This window comes from Rathayibacter sp. AY1H3 (assembly GCF_002932015.1).
On record NZ_PSUU01000001.1, the window covers coordinates 197,922 to 213,720 of the forward strand.

Below are 15,799 nucleotides of genomic sequence, written 5' to 3' on the forward strand. Positions count from 1 at the left end.
GGAGCGCGCCGTCCCTACACTGGACGGCATGGAATGGCTCGTCCCGCTCATCGTCGTCGTCGCGCTCGTCGTCATCCTCGGGGTCTACCTCTGGGCGACGTACAACTCGCTGGTCACCCTCAACGTCCGCGTGGACGAGGCGTGGAGCGACATCACCGTCCAGCTGAAGCGCCGTGCGGATCTGATCCCCAACGTGATCGACTCCGTGAAGGGCTACGCCTCGCACGAGCGCCAGGTCTTCGAGTCGGTGACGCAGGCTCGCGCCGAGACGCTCCAGGCCCAGGGCCCGGCGGAGGCGTCGGTCGCCGAGGACCACATGCAGAGCGCGCTGAAGTCGATCTTCGCGGTCGCGGAGGCGTACCCCCAGCTGCAGGCGAGCCAGAACTTCCTCCAGCTGCAGGGCGAGCTGGTCGACACCGAGGACAAGATCCAGTCGGCCCGGCGCTTCTACAACGGCGGTGTGCGCGAGATGAACACCAAGGTGAAGGTCTTCCCGAACACGCTCTTCTCGCGTCGGCTCGGCTTCTCGGAGCGCGAGTTCTTCGAGGTCGGCGATCTCGCCGCGATCTCGGAGCCCCCGCGCGTCCAGTTCTAGGCAGCCGCCGTGTACAGCGCGATCGCCCGAAACAAGCGCAACACGGTCCTGATCCTCGTCCTGTTCCTGGTGATCATCGGCGGCCTGGGCGCCCTGGCGGCAGCGGTCTACCGCAGCACGACGATCGTCGTGGTGGTGCTCGTGATCGCCGCCGGGTACGCGTTCTTCCAGTACTTCTTCGCCGCTCGCCAGGCGGTCGCGCTCAGCGGCGGCGTGGCGGTGGAGAAGGCGGACGAGCCGAGGCTGTACCGCATCGTCGAGAACCTCTCGATCGCGACGGGTACGCCGATGCCGAAGGTGTACCTGATCGACGACCCGGCGCCGAACGCGTTCGCGACCGGCCGCGACCCCGAGCACGCCGTCGTCGCTGCGACGACGGGCCTGCTCGCGATCATGGACGACGCCGAGCTGGAGGGCGTGATGGCCCACGAGCTGGGCCACGTCCGCAACTACGACATCCGCGTCTCGATGATCGTCTTCGGTCTCGTCGTCGCGGTGGGCTTCCTCTCGGACGCCTTCCTCCGCCTGGCCTTCTTCGGGCGGGGCGGCAACGGCAACGGCGGGGGCAACCCGGCGCTCCTGATCGTCGGGCTGGTGTCGATGGTCCTCGCGCCGATCGTCGCCTCGGTCGTGCAGCTCTCGATCTCCCGTCAGCGCGAGTACCTCGCCGATGCCACCGGTGCGCTGACGACCCGCCACCCCGACGCCCTCGCCCGCGCCCTGCTCAAGCTCGAGTCCGCGGGCCGGCCGATGCAGCGGCAGAACAGCTCGATGGCGCACCTCTGGATCGCCGACCCGTCGAAGCCGGGAGTGGTCGCGCGCCTCTTCGCGACCCACCCGCCGATCGCGGACCGCGTCGCCCGCCTCTCCGAGATGGGATCGCGCTTCTAGCAGGCCGATCCGGCCGACGCCCCGTCGACGATCGCCGCCCCGCACCGCATCCCGCTTCGGTCAGAGGCGCGCCCGCCACCGCGCCGGACGGGACGTCATCCGGTCGGAGCCGCGAGCGGACCGCCGTCGACGGTCGTCAGGTACTCGGCGAAGACCGGCGCCGGGTCGATGCCGCTCGCGGCCGCGTCGACCAGCGCCCGCCGGACCAGGGCGAGGACGACGGTGGCCAGGACGGCCGCCCGGTGCGGGGACGTGCGGCCGAGCCCCATCCGCTCCGCGAGGAACGGCGTCAGCGCCTCCTCGCCGTCGTGCAGCGACTGCGCCCAGACCGCGCGCATCGCCGAGGTCTCGGTGAGCAGGGGGATCAGCCGGAGGGTGCGGTCGAGCTGGGGACCGGAGGCCGCCGCGGCGAAGGCGTGACCGAGCGCCGCGTTCAGCGGCTCGGCGGCCGGGCGCTCGAGGAGGGCGCGTCCCATCGCGGCGATCGCGGCGGCGAGCACCGGACGCACGCAGTCCTCCTTCCCGCCGAGGTACCGGTGGAAGGTCCGGAGGGAGACGCCGGCCGCGTGGGCGAGCTCGCCCGTGCCGACCCCGACGACGCTCCCGCGCTCGAGCAGACGGGCGACGCAGCGCTCCGACAGCGCCAGCGCCAGGACGCCGCCGGGCGCGCTCACGCGATCCTCCTCAGTGCTGCGGCGAGGGCGGCCGCGAGGTCGCCGCGACCGACGACCTCGACGGCGTCGAGGCCCTGCCAGGCCGCCGCCTCGACCAGCAGCGCGGCGAGCCGCTCCGGCGTGTCGGCCGGGGCCCCCGGCTCGAGCCAGGCAGCCTGCACGAGGAGGACACGGCGCTTGCGCTCGCTCTTGAGGTCGACCCGTGCAGCGATCACGTCGTCGAGGAGCACGGGGAGGACGTAGTAGCCGTGCACCCGCTGATCGGCCGGGGTGTAGATCTCGATCCGGTAGTGGAAGCCGAAGAACAGCTCGGCCCTCGGCCGGTGCCAGACCACGGGGTCGAACGGCGAGAGGAGCGCGTCCGCCCGGAGCGTGCGGGGGCGTCGGGCGTCGACGTGCCGCCAGAGCGGCACGGGTCGCCCGCCCCGCTCCCAGCCGAGCACCTCGACGCGCTCGAGCTCGCCCGCCTCGACCAGCTCGTCGATCGCGACGCGCGTGGGGGACTGGAGCAGCCGGTGGTAGTCGGCCAGGTCGCCGAGGGTGCCGATCCCGTGGGCCCGGGCCGCCCGGCGCACGAGCTCGCGGACGGCGTCGGGGAGGGGCACGTCGGCGTCGAGCACCGCGCTCGGGAGGAGCCGCTCGGCGAGACCGTAGGAGCGCTCGAAGCGCGTGCGCCCCGCCGTCACCACCTCGCCCCAGCGGAACAGGACCTCGAGGCCGCGCTTGATGTCGGACCAGCCCCACCAGGGGCCCGTGCGGACGTTGGCCTCGTGCTCGATCTCGGAGGCGCGGAGGGGACCGTCGGCGAGCGCGGCGCGGAGCCAGTCGAGGGTGGCGCGGTTCTCGTGGGCCCAGCCCTCGTGCTCGGGCAGGCGGACCCGGCGGTAGTGCTCCATCCGCCAGCGGTAGAGCGGGAGGTCCTCGCGGCGGACGAGGGCGGCCTCGTGGGCCCAGTACTCGACGTAGGGGCCGTCGGGGGAGAAGGCCGCTGCGTCGAGGAGGGAGCGATCGTACGGGCCGAGCCGCGCGAGCAGCGGCAGGTAGTGGCTCCGCTCGAAGACGTTCACCGAGTCGAGCTGGAGCGGGCGGATCCGGTCCACGGCGGCGCGCACCCGGCGCGCGTCGACCCGGGACGGACGGGGGCCGAACCCCTGCGCCGCCAGGGCGATGCGGCGCGCCAGCGCGGGGGAGAGCTGCTCGGTCATGGTCCGCCCACGCTAGCGAACGCCCCCGACATCGCCGTCCCCGATTCGGCCCCCGGCGTTCGCCCGGCATTCACCGCCGCGCTCCCTCGCCGACTCGCGGCGCTCCTACCGTGCCCGAGGCCGTCCCACCGGGGCGGCCCACCCGACTACTGGAGGACCCTTGACCATTCAGCGCCTGTCGCGCACCGCCGCGGTCGCCGCCGCCGGCACCACCCTCGTCTTCACGCTCTCGGCCTGCTCCGGCGGCGCCACCGCCTCGTCCGACGGCGGCGGCGCGGACGCGGCGTCCGCCACGTCCGCCGCGGACCTCGGCGGGCTGGACGCCCTGGTCGAGGCCGCGAAGGCCGAGGGCGAGCTCAACGTCATCGCCCTGCCCGACACCTGGGCGAACTACGGCGAGCTGATCAGGGGCTTCGAGGACGAGTACGGCATCACCGTGAACTCCGCCGACCCCGACGTCTCCTCCGCGGAGGAGATCAGCACGGCGGAGAACCTCGCCGGGCAGGACACCGCTCCCGACGTGTTCGACCTCGGGCCGGCCGTCGCTCTGGCGAACACGGACGTGTTCGCGCCGTACATGGTTGAGTCCTGGGACGACATCCCCGATGGGAACAAGGAGTAGTCAGTACTCTGTGTGCACGACTACACCGGCCTGATGTCGATCGGGTTCGACGCGGCCGCGGTGCCTGCGCCCACGTCGCTCGAGGACCTCCTCGGCGCCGACTACCGCGGCTCGGTCGCGATCAACGGCGACCCGACCCAGGCGGGAGCCGCCGCGGCCGCAGTGCAGCTCGCGGCTCTCCAGTCCGGCGGCTCCGCCGACGACGTCCAGGCGGGGATCGACTTCTTCGAGAAGCTGAACGACGCCGGCAACTTCCTGCCGCTGGACCCGACCGACGCCACCATCGCCTCGGGCGAGACCCCTGTCGTCTTCGACTGGAGCTACAACAACCTCGCCGCCGGGAAGGCGAACGAGGGCACCCGCGAGTGGACGACGACCGTCCTCCCGGGCTCCGCCGTCGGCAGCTACTACAACCAGGCGGTCAACGCCGACGCTCCGCACCCCGCGGCCGCGCGGCTCTGGCAGGAGTACCTCTACTCCGACGCCGCGCAGAACCTCTTCCTCGCCGCCGGCGCCTACCCGGTGCGCCTGGCCGCGATGACCGAGGCCGGCACGGTCGACCAGGACGCGCTCGACGCCGTCGGCGCCGCTCCCTCCGACCTCGTCCAGTTCACGGAGGAGCAGACCGAGGCGGCCTCGTCGCTCCTCGCCGAGAAGTGGGCCGCGGCGATCCAGTGACCACCGCTCCCGCCGAGGCCGTCTCCGCGGCGTCCGCGCCCCGGGGACGGCGCGGCACCCCGGCCGTGCTGGGCGTCGCCCCCTTCGCGCTCTACGTCCTGCTGTTCCTGGCCGTCCCCACGGTCCTCGCGGTGGCGACCGGATTCACGGACGGAGACGGCCGCTTCACCACGGCGAACGTGCTGGCGCTCGGGGATCCCGTCGTGCTGTCCGCCTTCGGCGCGTCGCTCGGGCTCTCGGCCGTGACCGCCGTCGTCGGCGCGGTGCTGGGCGCGGTCGTGTGCCTGGCCCTGCTCGGCTCCGATCCGCGCGGGGCGCTCCGGACCGTCGTCGATGCGGCGGCGAGCGTCCTCGCGCAGTTCGGCGGTGTGATGCTCGCGTTCGCCTTCATCGCGACGATCGGCGTGCAGGGGCTGGTGACCACCCTCCTCGCGGGAGCGGGCGTCGACCTCTACGCCGACGGCGTGTGGCTCTACCAGCTTCCCGGGCTCGTCCTGCCCTACCTCTACTTCCAGGTGCCCCTGATGGTGCTCACGTTCCTGCCCGCGCTCGAGGGTCTGCGCCCGGAGTGGGCCGAGGCGAACGCGGTGCTCGGCGGGGGCCGGCTCGGCTACTGGCTGCACGTGGCCCTCCCGGTGCTGGCGCCGTCGTTCCTCGGCTGCGTGCTGCTGCTGTTCGCGAACGCGTTCTCCTCCTTCGCCACCGCGGCGGCGCTGATCAGCCAGGGCGCGCAGATCGTCCCGCTGCAGATCCGCGCCGCGCTGGTCAGCGAGACGGTGCTGGGCCGTGAGAACCTCGCGGGCGCCCTCGCGCTCGGGATGCTCGCGGTGATGGTGGTCCTGATGTCCGGGTACGCGCTGCTGCAGCGCCGGGCCCGGCGGTGGCAGCGATGAGGCCCGCGCGGCTCCTGTCCGGGGCGGTGCTCGTGATCACCGGGCTGGTGTTCGCCGTCCCGATCGTCGCGATGGCGGAGTTCACGCTCCGCGGCGCCGGCGGCCACGACCTCTCGCACTGGACGGCGATCCTCGACCCGGAGAACGAGCGCGCCTACCGCTCGCTGTTCCAGGGGATCGGAAACTCGCTGGTCCTCGCCGTCGTCACCGCCCTCATCGTCCTGGTCCTGCTGGTGCCGACGATGCTGCTCGTCGAGATCCGGCTCCCGCGCCTGCGCCGGGCTCTGGAGCTGGTCTGCCTGCTCCCGCTGACCGTGCCCGCCATCGTCATCGTCGTCGGCCTCGCGCCGGTCTACTCCGTGGTCACCGAGCTCGCCGGCTCCGCGCCGTGGACGCTCGCTCTCGCCTACGGGGTGCTGGTCCTGCCCTACGCCTACCGCGCCGTGGCGGCGGACCTCGCCGGTCTCGACGCCGTGACGCTCTCGGAGGCGGCCCGCTCACTCGGCGCGGGCCCGCTCGCGGTGCTCGGGAGGGTCCTCCTGCCGAACCTGCGCCGGGGCCTGGTCGCGGCCGCGCTGATCACCGTCGCAGTCGTTCTCGGCGAGTACACGATCGCCTCGCTCCTCAGCCGCACCACCCTCCAGACCGGCCTGGTGCAGGTGTCGAAGTCCGACGCCTACGTCGCCGTGATCTTCTCGCTGCTCTCCCTCCTCTTCGCCTTCGCCCTCCTGCTCGGGATCGGCCGCCTCGCGCGGATCGGCCTGCCGACGGGCCGGGCGCGCTCCTCGAAAGGCTCCTCGTGACCGCTCCCACCCTCCCCGGCGCCCGCGTGCGCTTCGTCGACGTGGAGCGGCACTACGGCTCCGCGCGAGCGCTCGACGGCGTCTCGTTCGACGTGGCCCCGGGTGAGTTCATCGCGCTGCTCGGCCCCTCCGGCTGCGGCAAGACCACAGCCCTGCGCGCCCTCAGCGGTCTCGAGCGGATCGACGCGGGGCGGATCCTCGTCGACGAGGAGGACGTCGCCCACGTCCCCGTCGCGAAGCGCGACATGGGCATGGTCTTCCAGTCGTACTCGCTCTTCCCGCACCTGCGGGCGCGCGAGAACGTCGAGTTCGGGCTGCGCACCCGGGGAGTCGGGGCGCGCGAGCGCCGGGCGGCCGCGGGGGAGGCGCTGGAAGTCGTGGGCCTCGGCGCCCTCGGCGACCGCTACGCGCACGAGCTCTCCGGCGGCCAGCAGCAGCGGGTGGCGCTCGCGCGCGCCCTCGTCACGCGGCCGCGGGTGCTGCTGCTGGACGAGCCTCTGTCGGCACTGGACGCGAAGGTCCGCGTCCAGCTGCGCGACGAGATCAAGCGCCTGCAGTCCGAGATCGGCATCACCACGTTCTTCGTCACGCACGATCAGGAGGAGGCGCTCGCCGTCGCCGACCGCGTCGCGGTGATGAACGCCGGGCGGATCGAGCAGCTGGGTGCACCGGAGGACCTCTACGCGCGCCCGGCGACCGCCTTCACGGCCCGCTTCGTCGGCCTCTCGACGGTGGTCGCGGGGACGGTCTCGTCGGGATCGGTCCACGCGCTCGGTGTGCGCCTGCCGCTCGTCGACGCGGCGGCGGCCGACGGGCCCGTGTCGGTGTTCCTCCGCCCCGAGGACCTCGCCGTCGTGGCCGACGGCGCTCCCGACTCCCTGCCCGGAGTCGTCCTCGCCTCGAGCTTCCTGGGGCCGGTGCGGCGCTCGACAGTCCGGCTGTCGACGGGCGAGGAGGTCACCGTCCAGCACGCGTCGGGGCACCGCCTCGAGCCGGGGGAGCGGGTCGGCGTGCTGCCCGCGCGGCGCCCGGTCGCCGTCGGTCCGGCACCGGAGCAGGCGGCGGTCGGCGCCGCCGCATGAGCACTCCCCGGGGATACCGCGCGGGGTATGCGCCGGGGCCTAGTCTGGGCAGATGAGACTCGGCAGGTCCCGCCGCACCTCCGGCCCGCGCGCCGTCCAGCCCGCCGCGCCCGCCGCCCCGGCCGCCCCCTCCCGGCCCGCTCCCGTCGCCGATTCGGCCTTCGTGAGCGACGGGATGCGCATCGCCGGCGCCTGGGCCTGGCGCGTCCTCGTCGTGGTCGCGGCGCTCGCGGTGCTGGTGCTGCTCGTCATCGAGCTGCGGCTGATCGTCATCCCGCTCCTGCTCGCGATCGTGATCGCCGCCCTGCTCGTGCCGTTCTCGAGCTTCCTCCAGCGCCACCGCTGGCCCAAGTGGGCCGCCGTCGTCCTGGCGGAGCTGGGGATCGTCGTGGTGATCGGCGGGCTCCTCTTCCTCGTCGTCACCCAGGTCTACTCCGGCTTCGACGATCTCAGCCGGCAGACGGTGCAGTCCTACGACGACTTCAAGGCCTTCCTCCTCGAGTCGCCGCTCCACCTCACCGAGACCGACATCAACCAGTACGCGCAGCAGGCGCTCACGGCCCTGCAGCAGGACTCGGGGATGCTGGTCAGCGGCGCGCTCAGCGTCGGCTCGACCGTCGGCCACCTGCTGACGGGCGTGCTGCTCACCCTCTTCTCGACGCTGTTCATCCTCATCGACGGGCCGAACATCTGGAGCTGGGTCGTCCGCCTCTTCCCGCGCCGCGCCCGCGGAGCCGTCGACGGCGCCGGTCGCGCAGGGTGGGTGACGCTGACCAACTTCGTGAAGGTGCAGATCCTGGTCGCCTTCGTCGATGCGGTCGGCATCGGCCTCGGCTCCTTCCTCCTCGGCGTCCCGCTGGCCATCCCGATCGGCGTGCTCGTCTTCCTCGGCTCCTTCGTGCCGGTCATCGGCGCCGTGGTGACGGGGGCGCTGGCCGTCTTCATCGCGCTGGTCTACAACGGACCGCTGATCGCGCTCTTCCTGCTGATCGTCGTCCTCGCGGTGCAGCAGCTCGAGGGCCACATCCTCCAGCCGCTGATCATGGGGTCGGCGGTCAAGGTCCACCCGTTGGCCGTCGTGCTCGCTGTGGCCGGAGGCTCGATCATCGGCGGCATCGCCGGCGCCTTCTTCGCGGTGCCCGTCGTGGCCACACTCAACGTCATGGTCAAGTACGTCGCGAGCGGAGCCTGGCGCTCGCCGACCCGAACCCCCGAGAGAGTTGCCGCAGAGCATGCAGACTAGCCGCGTCGTCGGACCCGCCCTCCACGAGTTCGAGGCGGCCCGCGCCGTCCTCGCCCCCGTCATCGCCGCCACCCCCATGGAGACGAGCACCTTCCTCGCGCAGGTCCTCGGCTCGCCCGTGTTCCTCAAGTGCGAGAACCTCCAGCGCACCGGCTCCTACAAGATCCGCGGAGCCGTGTTCCGGATGTCGCGGCTCACCCCGGAGGAGCGGGCCCGCGGAGTCGTGGCGGCCTCGGCCGGCAACCACGCGCAGGGCGTCGCCTACGCGGCGCGGGAGCTGGGGATCAAGGCCACGATCTTCATGCCGATCGGCGTCGCGCTGCCCAAGCTCGCGGCCACCCGTGACTACGGCGCTGACGTGGTGCTGAGCGGGCACATCTTCAACGAGGCGCTCGCGGCGGCGGCGGAGTTCGCCGAGCGCACCGGCGCGGTCTTCGTTCCTCCCTACGACCACCCCGACGTGATCACCGGCCAGGGCACGGTCGGCCTCGAGATCCTCGAGCAGGCCCCCGCCGTCGAGACCATCGTGGTGCCCATCGGCGGGGGCGGCCTCATCGCCGGGGTCGCCTCGGCGGCCAAGCAGAAGGCGGCCGAGGAGGGGCGCACGCTCCGCGTCATCGGCGTGCAGGCGGCCAACGCGGCGCCGTACCCGCTCTCGCTCGCGAGCGGCGAGCCGACCGCGATCACGATCTCTCCGACGATCGCCGACGGCATCGCCGTGGCGAAGCCGGGGCAGCTGAACTTCGCGATCGTCCGCGAGATGGTGGACGAGGTCGTCACCGTCGAGGACGACGACATCGCCCGGGCCCTGCTGGTGCTGCTGGAGCGGGCGAAGCTCGTGGTGGAGCCAGCGGGCGCGGTGGGCATCGCGGCGATCCTGACGGGGAAGATCCGCAACGCCGGAGCGACCGCGGTCATCCTGTCGGGCGGCAACATCGATCCGCTGATGATGGAGCGGGTGATCAGCCGGGGCCTGGCCGCGACGGAGCGCTACCTCAAGATGAGCATCGGGCTGCCGGATCGTCCGGGGCAGCTGTCGCGCATCGCGGAGCTCATCTCGGAGGCGAACGCGAACGTGGTCGAGGTGCTGCACACCCGGCACGGCCGGGGCCTGCAGATCAGCGAGGTCGAGATCGAGATCAGCGTCGAGACCCGCGGCCCCGAGCACGCCGACCGCGTCATCCAGGTCCTCACCGACGCCGGCTACGCCCCCCGCATCTCCCGCAACTGACCGCTCGAGGGCGCCGCGGTGTTCTCCGCAGAGCGGAGGACAAAGCCGGTACCGGCGATCTCGCGCCCTCGCCGTCGCCGCGAAGCCGGCGCGGCGCGCCCGTTCGGAGAGGGCTGATCGTGCGTCGCCGCGTTCTCCGCAAGGCGGAGGAGGAAGCGGTACCGGCGGTATCGCGCCCGACGCTGTCGCCGCGAAGCCGGCGCCCCCCGTCTGGAGAGGGCTGATCGTGCGTCGCGGCGTTCTCCGCAAGGCGGAGGAGGAAGCGGTACCGGCGGTATCGCGCCCGACGCTCTCGCCGCGAAGCCGGCGCCCCCCGTCTGGAGAGGGCTGATCGTGCGTCGCGGCGTTCTCCGCAAGGCGGAGGAGGAAGCGATACCGGCGGTATCGCGCCCGACGACAACGCCGCGGAGAGCGCCGCGACGTGCGATCAGTGGCCGGACCAGGTCTCGACGTTGGCGACGCGGACCTCGATCTCCCGCCCGTTGGGTGCCGTGAAGCGGGCGGTGTCGCCGACGTTCAGGCCCATGATCGCCGATCCGAGGGGGCTCTGGGGGCTGTAGACGTCGAGGTCGCTCTCGCCCGCCATCTCGCGGTTGCCGAGGAGGAAGCGGGACTCGTCGCCGGCGATCTCGGCGGTGATGATGGTGCCGGCCTCGACGACTCCGTGGCTCTCGGGGGGCGTGCCGATCTCGGCTTCGCGGAGGAGCGAGGTCAGCTGGCGGATGCGGGCCTCGATCTTGCCCTGCTCGTCCTTCGCGGCGTGGTAGCCGCCGTTCTCCTTCAGGTCGCCCTCCTCGCGGGCGACCTCGATGCGCTTGGCGATCTCCTCGCGTCCGTTGGTGGACAGCTCGGTGAGCTCCGCCTCGAGGCGGTCGTACGACTCCTGGGTCATCCAGGTCACCTGTGACTGGTCGGCCATGGTGGGCTCCTGCTCTGCGGGCCGCGCTCGCGGCGCCCGGCAGCACCGTGCGGAGGTGTCCGCGTCCGGCGGTGGGGACGGCCGGCGTCAGGCGGCGGTGGGAATGGCGAGGCCCCGACGAGTCCGTCAGGGCTTCGGGCAAGCCTACGGGAGCCAGCAGGAGGAGATCAAACCTGTGTTCGCGAGCTCGGTGGTGCGGACCGTCTCCGTGTAGGAGCGGAAGCGCTCCGTCGAGGCGGGGTACTCCACGACCAGCCAGCCGACCACGGCGGACTGCTCGTTGAGGGCCTGGACCGCGCAGGCGACCTCGCGGCCGACGGGCGCGGTGAGGTCGAAGGAGACGGTGACGGTGCGGTCGTCGACGACCTGGTGCGCGGTGTCCTGGACGTCCACCCCGCCGCGTGCTCCGTCGAGTCCGGCCCAGACGACCCAGGCGGCGAAGACGGCGACGAAGGCGAGCGCGACGCCGCCGAAGAGCCAGCGGTTGCCGCGGCGGGTGCGCGTCGTGCGGCCGTAGCGGGTGGCGAGGGGTCCGGCGGCGCGGACCGCGTCCGGATCATGCGCGGGCGAGGCGGCTCCCTCGACGCTCTCGGACGTGCGTGCGGCCACGGAACTCCCTGGGTGATGCGTCTACTCTGGACGGGTGGCGCGCGTCCTTCGCGGACAGGAGCGCCGATCCCATTAAACCCCGAGGAATCGAGCGATCGTGTCCCAGGCCGTCGAGGTCTCCGTCGATTCGGAGGTGCGGGACACTCCGCGCCTCCTCGCCGTGCACGCCCATCCTGACGACGAGTCGAGCAAGGGCGCGGCGACGCTGGCCGCCTACGCCTCGCGGGGCGCCGAGGTCATGGTCGTCTCCTGCACCGGAGGCGAGGCCGGCTCCGTGCTGAACGAGGGCCTCGAGGCCCGCGCGCACGCCGAGCGCGACATCGGCGGCCTCCGCCGGTACGAGATGGCGGCCGCTCGCGAGGCGCTCGGCGTCGAGCACGCCTGGCTCGGCTTCGTCGACTCCGGCATGCCCGAGGACGGGAAGGTCGACGCCGCCTCGTTCGCGGGTCTGCCGCTCGCCACGGCCGCCGCTCCGCTCGTGCGCCTGGTCCGCCGGTTCCGGCCGCACGTGATCATCAGCTACGACGAGAACGGCGGCTACCCGCACCCCGACCACATCCGCGCCCACCAGGTCGCCGTCGAGGCGTACCGCGCGGCGGGCCTCGCCGAGGAGTACCGGGGCACGGGCGCTCCGTGGTCGATCTCGAAGCTGTACTACGACCGCGTCTTCAGTGGCCAGAAGCTGCGGGCGATCGCCGAGCACCTGCGCTCGATCGACCCGGAGGACCCGCGCCTGTCGGTCTTCGAGGAGATGAAGCGCTGGAACGAGGACACCCCGTACCTCGCGACGACGCGGGTCGTGATCTCCGGCTTCCACGATCGGCGCGATGCGGCCCTGCTGGCCCACGCCAGCCAGGTCGCTCCGGACAACGCCTTCTTCTTCCTCCCGCACGAGGCGATCGACGCCGCCTGGCCGACCGACGACTTCCAGCTCGTCGAGAGCCGGGTCGACGCGCCGACGCCCGAGACGGATCTCTTCGCCGGTCTCGACCTGGCCGAGCTCGCCCCGGGCCCGACCGCGGTCGTCCCGCCGATCGCTCCCGACCCCGAGCCCTCGGGGGACGCCCCGGTGTCCCCGGAGCCCGACGGCTCCGGCGTCGTCGTCGCCGACGAGGTGCGCGCGTGATCGCCGGGCTGCTCGAGGGCGCCCAGCGCGCCGTCGTCCTCGCCTCCACGACGGTGCCGACCCCGGGTCCCGAGTTCAACGAGGACACGGTCACGCCGGGCCTCTTCGGCTTCATCACGATGCTCGTGATCGCTCTGGCCGCCGTCCTCCTCGCGCTCGACATGGTCCGGCGCGTGCGGCGCACCACCTACACCGCCCAGGTGAAGGAGCGGCTCGACGCCGAGGAGGCGGAGCGCAGCGAGGGCTGAGCCCGGCCCGCACCGGTGGGCCCGGGCCCCGCTAGGCGTTGTAGGCGGGGTGGAGCGAGACGATCAGCGCCGCCGTCCAGTGGCAGAGGAACGCCACGGCCGTGAGCGCGTGGAAGATCTCGTGGAAGCCGAAGACGCCCGGGACCGGGTTGGGCTTCTTGATCCCGTAGATCACGGCTCCGGCGGAGTAGCAGAGCCCGCCGACGAGGACGAGCACCATCATCGTCGCGCTGGCCTCGAAGAGCGGACCGAGGTACATCACGGCCGCCCAGCCCAGCAGCAGGTAGAGCGGCACGTAGAGCCAGCGCGGCGCCCCGATCCAGAAGACGCGGAAGCCGATCCCGAGCAGCGCCCCCGCCCAGACCAGGACCAGCAGGAGCGTGCCCTGCGCGGGCGGCAGGGCGAGCACGGCCAGCGGCGTGTAGGTGCCGGCGATCAGCAGGAAGATGTTGGCGTGGTCGATCCGCTTGAGGATCATCTTCGTCCGCGGCTTCCAGTCGAAGCGGTGGTACAGAGCGGAGTTCCCGAAGAGCAGGAGCGACGTGGTCGCGAACACCGCGGCCGCCCACTTCGCCGCGGTCCCCTCCGCGACCACGATCAGCACCACTCCGGCGACGATCGCGAGCGGGAAGAGGCCGGCGTGGATCCGACCGCGCCAGGTGGGCCGGACCTCCGCCGAGGAGTCGTGCTCGATCGCGTCCTCGACGAGGGGGAGGGCGGGCAGGTCCGGGCCGTCCGCTCCGACGGCGTCTCTGCCGCGGTCGGTGCGGGCGCGGGGATCGGACGGGGGAGGCGTCGGCCGCTGGCTCATGCCGGACAGACTACGACGCCGTCCCGGGCCGACGCCGAGCGCCGCCGGGCTTCGAGGAGCGCCCCGGGTCGACTACCGTGTCACTGTGCCGAAGCCGAGACTGCCTGTGGGAAGGGACCTCCTCTACGGCGTCTACAAGAAGCGCCTCCGCTCGAGCCTTCCCCCCGACTCCCTGCCGAACCACGTCGCGATGATCATCGACGGCAACCGGCGCTGGGCGCGGCAGCGGGCCCTCGAGACCGCCGCGCACGGCCACCGGGCCGGCGCCGCCAAGGTGCACGAGTTCCTGCAGTGGTGCGACGAGCTCGGCGTGCGCCACGTCACCCTCTACCTGCTCTCGCAGGACAACCTCGTCGGCCGCGACAGCAGCGAGCTGACCGAGCTGATCGCGATCATCGCCGACCTCGCCGAGGAGGTCTCGCAGCAGCCCGACTGGCGCGTGCAGCACGTCGGCTCCGACGAGGGCCTCCCGCCCTCGCTCGTGGCCGCGCTCGACACGGCGGAGGCGCGCACCGCCTCCCACACGGGCCTGCACGTCAACCTCGCGGTCGGCTACGGCGGGCGGCACGAGATCGCCCAGGCCGTGCGGAGCATCCTGGAGGAGCACGGCAAGCGCGGCTCCTCCATCGAGGACGTCGCGGGCCTGCTGACCCCGGAGCTCATCGGCGAGCACCTGTACACCAGCGGGCAGCCCGACCCCGATCTGGTCATCCGCACCTCGGGGGAGCAGCGCCTCTCCGACTTCATGCTCTGGCAGAGCGCGCACAGCGAGTTCTACTTCATGGAGGCGCTCGGCCCCGACATCCGCGAGGTCGACTTCCTCCGCGCGCTCCGCGACTACGCCGGACGGCACCGCCGCTTCGGCAGCTGACCTCGCGGCTCCTGCCGCACCACCGACCGGAAGGGCCGGCATGAGCTCGAACGAGGCCACCTCCACCACGACCGAGGACTACCTCGCCGGTTTCGGCGAGGAGACCGGGTACCTCGACTTCGGCCGGGTGGGCCCGCTCTCGGCGACCGTCGCCGCCGAGCAGGAGGCGGCCGTCGAGCTGCTGGTGCGCGCGCGCAGCGGCACCCTCGACGAGCTGTTCCGGCAGGACGAGCGCGTCCGGGAGGCGGCGGCGGCGCTCGTGCACGTTCCCGCCGACCGCGTCGTCTTCCAGCCCAACACCTCGACCGGCCTCCTGCACGCGCTGTTCGGCGCCTCGGGCGCGGTGCTGCTGTCGGCCGCGGAGTTCCCGAGCCTGCCGTTCGCGGCGGTGCGCTCGGCGCAGGCTCTCGGCTCGGTGGAGCCCCGCTGGCTGCGGACCGAGCAGGGACGGGTGACGCCGGAGGCGGTCCGCGAGCAGCTCACGGACGACGTGACGACCGTCGCGGTGAGCCTGGTCGACTCCCGCACCGGCTACCTCGCGGACGTCGCGGCGATCCGCGACGTGATCGGCGACCGGATGCTCGTCCTCGACGCGATCCAGGGCTTCGGCATCGTCGACGCGCCCTACGAGCTGGCGGACGTGGTCGTCACCGGCGGCCAGAAGTGGCTCCGCGCCGGCTGGGGGACGGGCTTCCTCGCGCTCAGCGAGCGGGCGCTGTCGCGGCTGACCCCGGTGCTCTCCGGCTGGACGGGATCGGAGCGGGCGGAGCCGTGGGACGAGGTGGCTCCGCCGCGCGGCGACGCCCGCGCCTTCAGCATCAGCAACCCGGACCCGATCGCCCAGGCCCGGCTCGCGTCGGCGCTGGAGGAGGTCGCCGCGGTCGGGCAGTCGACGATCGCCGCGCTCGTGGCGGAGCGGGTCAGCGCGATCGTCGACCTCGCGGACGAGTTCGGACTGGCGGTCGTGGGCTCCCGCGGCGAGCACGAGCGCGCCGGCATCGTGGTCGTCGAGCCGGAGCCGGAGGAGCTGGCCCCGCTGGCAGCCTCCCTCGCCGCGCACGGCGTCACCGCGCGCGTGCGTCCGAGCACCGTCCGCTTCAGCGCGCACGCCGGCACCACCGACGCGACCCTCGCGCTGCTCCGCGCCGCCCTGATCTCGTCGGCCACGAGCATCGACTACTAGGCCGGATTCCGCGCGTTCACACACTGGTTACACATTCGTAGCGGTGAGAAGCACACGGATGTCATTCGCCGGGTTAGGTTCGAGTCATCAGGTACAGCGCCTGGTCGAGACGGCC

Annotated in this window: 16 protein-coding genes and 1 pseudogene; 12 read left to right on the forward strand and 5 right to left on the reverse strand. The window is 72.8% G+C overall.

From position 1 onward, the window contains the following. The first annotated feature begins 28 nt into the window (after positions 1 to 28). The gene (locus C5C33_RS00920; RefSeq protein ID WP_104225511.1) at positions 29 to 595 is read left to right on the forward strand and encodes a LemA family protein; all 567 of its coding nucleotides are present in this window, start codon (positions 29 to 31) and stop codon (positions 593 to 595) included. A 9-nt stretch (positions 596 to 604) separates the two neighbouring features. After that, on the forward strand, positions 605 to 1,486 hold the full coding sequence (locus tag C5C33_RS00925) for a M48 family metalloprotease (protein ID WP_104260158.1): 882 nt from the start codon (positions 605 to 607) through the stop codon (positions 1,484 to 1,486). A gap of 95 nt (positions 1,487 to 1,581) precedes the next feature. Here the strand turns inward: C5C33_RS00925 and C5C33_RS00930 are convergent, their stop codons facing one another. Together C5C33_RS00930 and C5C33_RS00935 are read right to left on the reverse strand one after the other, a co-directional pair. After that, on the reverse strand, positions 1,582 to 2,160 hold the full coding sequence (locus C5C33_RS00930) for a TetR/AcrR family transcriptional regulator (protein ID WP_104224435.1): 579 nt from the start codon (positions 2,158 to 2,160) through the stop codon (positions 1,582 to 1,584). After that, positions 2,157 to 3,365 carry a winged helix-turn-helix domain-containing protein gene (locus tag C5C33_RS00935; protein ID WP_104260175.1) on the reverse strand — a complete coding sequence of 403 codons (1,209 nt, stop codon included), beginning with the start codon at positions 3,363 to 3,365 and terminating at the stop codon, positions 2,157 to 2,159. The genes C5C33_RS00930 and C5C33_RS00935 overlap by 4 nt, the downstream gene beginning before the upstream one ends. Before the next feature lie 160 nt (positions 3,366 to 3,525). Here C5C33_RS00935 and C5C33_RS00940 point away from each other — a divergent pair. The 6 genes and pseudogenes from C5C33_RS00940 (at position 3,526) to ilvA (ending at position 9,917) form a co-directional block, all read left to right on the forward strand. Continuing rightward, positions 3,526 to 4,665: pseudogene (locus C5C33_RS00940) on the forward strand (ABC transporter substrate-binding protein). Beyond that, positions 4,662 to 5,558: an ABC transporter permease subunit gene (locus tag C5C33_RS00945; protein WP_104260236.1), complete on the forward strand. Its 897-nt coding sequence runs from the start codon at positions 4,662 to 4,664 to the stop codon at positions 5,556 to 5,558. Before C5C33_RS00940 ends, C5C33_RS00945 begins: the two are co-directional and overlap by 4 nt. After that, positions 5,555 to 6,361, forward strand: a complete 807-nt coding sequence (locus tag C5C33_RS00950; protein WP_104260154.1) for an ABC transporter permease — start codon at positions 5,555 to 5,557, stop codon at positions 6,359 to 6,361. The genes C5C33_RS00945 and C5C33_RS00950 overlap by 4 nt, the downstream gene beginning before the upstream one ends. After that, positions 6,358 to 7,443 (forward strand): ABC transporter ATP-binding protein, encoded by a 1,086-nt coding sequence (locus tag C5C33_RS00955; RefSeq protein WP_104260153.1) that lies wholly within the window; start codon positions 6,358 to 6,360, stop codon positions 7,441 to 7,443. Before C5C33_RS00950 ends, C5C33_RS00955 begins: the two co-directional genes overlap by 4 nt. A 52-nt stretch (positions 7,444 to 7,495) precedes the next feature. Then, complete coding sequence (locus C5C33_RS00960; RefSeq protein WP_104246634.1) at positions 7,496 to 8,686, forward strand: AI-2E family transporter; 1,191 nt, start codon at positions 7,496 to 7,498, stop codon at positions 8,684 to 8,686. Continuing rightward, entirely contained in the window at positions 8,676 to 9,917 is a 1,242-nt protein-coding gene (gene ilvA / locus C5C33_RS00965; protein WP_104260176.1) for a threonine ammonia-lyase, read from the forward strand. The genes C5C33_RS00960 and ilvA overlap by 11 nt, the downstream gene beginning before the upstream one ends. Before the next feature lie 427 nt (positions 9,918 to 10,344). Here the strand turns inward: ilvA and greA are convergent, their stop codons facing one another. Both greA and C5C33_RS00975 read right to left on the reverse strand, forming a co-directional pair. Beyond that, positions 10,345 to 10,836, reverse strand: a complete 492-nt coding sequence (greA, locus tag C5C33_RS00970) for a transcription elongation factor GreA (protein ID WP_104225519.1) — start codon at positions 10,834 to 10,836, stop codon at positions 10,345 to 10,347. A gap of 144 nt (positions 10,837 to 10,980) precedes the next feature. Next, on the reverse strand, positions 10,981 to 11,445 hold the full coding sequence (locus tag C5C33_RS00975; RefSeq protein ID WP_104260152.1) for a DUF4307 domain-containing protein: 465 nt from the start codon (positions 11,443 to 11,445) through the stop codon (positions 10,981 to 10,983). Positions 11,446 to 11,542: 97 nt separating this feature from the next. On the opposite strand from C5C33_RS00975, the gene mca reads away from it, so the two are divergent. Together mca and C5C33_RS00985 are read left to right on the forward strand one after the other, a co-directional pair. Then, positions 11,543 to 12,571, forward strand: coding sequence for a mycothiol conjugate amidase Mca (gene mca, locus C5C33_RS00980; RefSeq protein ID WP_244229458.1), 1,029 nt, complete (start codon positions 11,543 to 11,545; stop codon positions 12,569 to 12,571). After that, positions 12,568 to 12,819: a hypothetical protein gene (locus C5C33_RS00985; RefSeq protein ID WP_244230611.1), complete on the forward strand. Its 252-nt coding sequence runs from the start codon at positions 12,568 to 12,570 to the stop codon at positions 12,817 to 12,819. Before mca ends, C5C33_RS00985 begins: the two co-directional genes overlap by 4 nt. 31 nt (positions 12,820 to 12,850) lie before the next feature. On the opposite strand, the gene C5C33_RS00990 is transcribed toward C5C33_RS00985, so the two are convergent. Next, complete coding sequence (locus C5C33_RS00990; protein ID WP_104260151.1) at positions 12,851 to 13,630, reverse strand: hemolysin III family protein; 780 nt, start codon at positions 13,628 to 13,630, stop codon at positions 12,851 to 12,853. Positions 13,631 to 13,736: 106 nt separating this feature from the next. Here C5C33_RS00990 and C5C33_RS00995 point away from each other — a divergent pair, with 106 nt between their 5' ends. Together C5C33_RS00995 and C5C33_RS01000 are read left to right on the forward strand one after the other, a co-directional pair. Continuing rightward, complete coding sequence (locus C5C33_RS00995; protein WP_279630826.1) at positions 13,737 to 14,501, forward strand: isoprenyl transferase; 765 nt, start codon at positions 13,737 to 13,739, stop codon at positions 14,499 to 14,501. 40 nt (positions 14,502 to 14,541) lie between these two features. Continuing rightward, positions 14,542 to 15,684 carry an aminotransferase class V-fold PLP-dependent enzyme gene (locus C5C33_RS01000; RefSeq protein WP_104260150.1) on the forward strand — a complete coding sequence of 381 codons (1,143 nt, stop codon included), beginning with the start codon at positions 14,542 to 14,544 and terminating at the stop codon, positions 15,682 to 15,684. The last annotated feature ends 115 nt before the right edge of the window (positions 15,685 to 15,799 follow it).

Coding starts and splice junctions, on each gene's coding strand:
- C5C33_RS00950 (WP_104260154.1), top strand. CDS start 5,555: ATGAGGCCCGCGCGGCTCCTGTCCGGGGCGGTGCTCGTGATCACCGGG.
- C5C33_RS00990 (WP_104260151.1), bottom strand. CDS start 13,630: ATGAGCCAGCGGCCGACGCCTCCCCCGTCCGATCCCCGCGCCCGCACC.
- ilvA (WP_104260176.1), top strand. CDS start 8,676: ATGCAGACTAGCCGCGTCGTCGGACCCGCCCTCCACGAGTTCGAGGCG.
- C5C33_RS00935 (WP_104260175.1), bottom strand. CDS start 3,365: ATGACCGAGCAGCTCTCCCCCGCGCTGGCGCGCCGCATCGCCCTGGCG.
- greA (WP_104225519.1), bottom strand. CDS start 10,836: ATGGCCGACCAGTCACAGGTGACCTGGATGACCCAGGAGTCGTACGAC.
- C5C33_RS00920 (WP_104225511.1), top strand. CDS start 29: ATGGAATGGCTCGTCCCGCTCATCGTCGTCGTCGCGCTCGTCGTCATC.
- C5C33_RS00960 (WP_104246634.1), top strand. CDS start 7,496: ATGAGACTCGGCAGGTCCCGCCGCACCTCCGGCCCGCGCGCCGTCCAG.
- C5C33_RS01000 (WP_104260150.1), top strand. CDS start 14,542: ATGAGCTCGAACGAGGCCACCTCCACCACGACCGAGGACTACCTCGCC.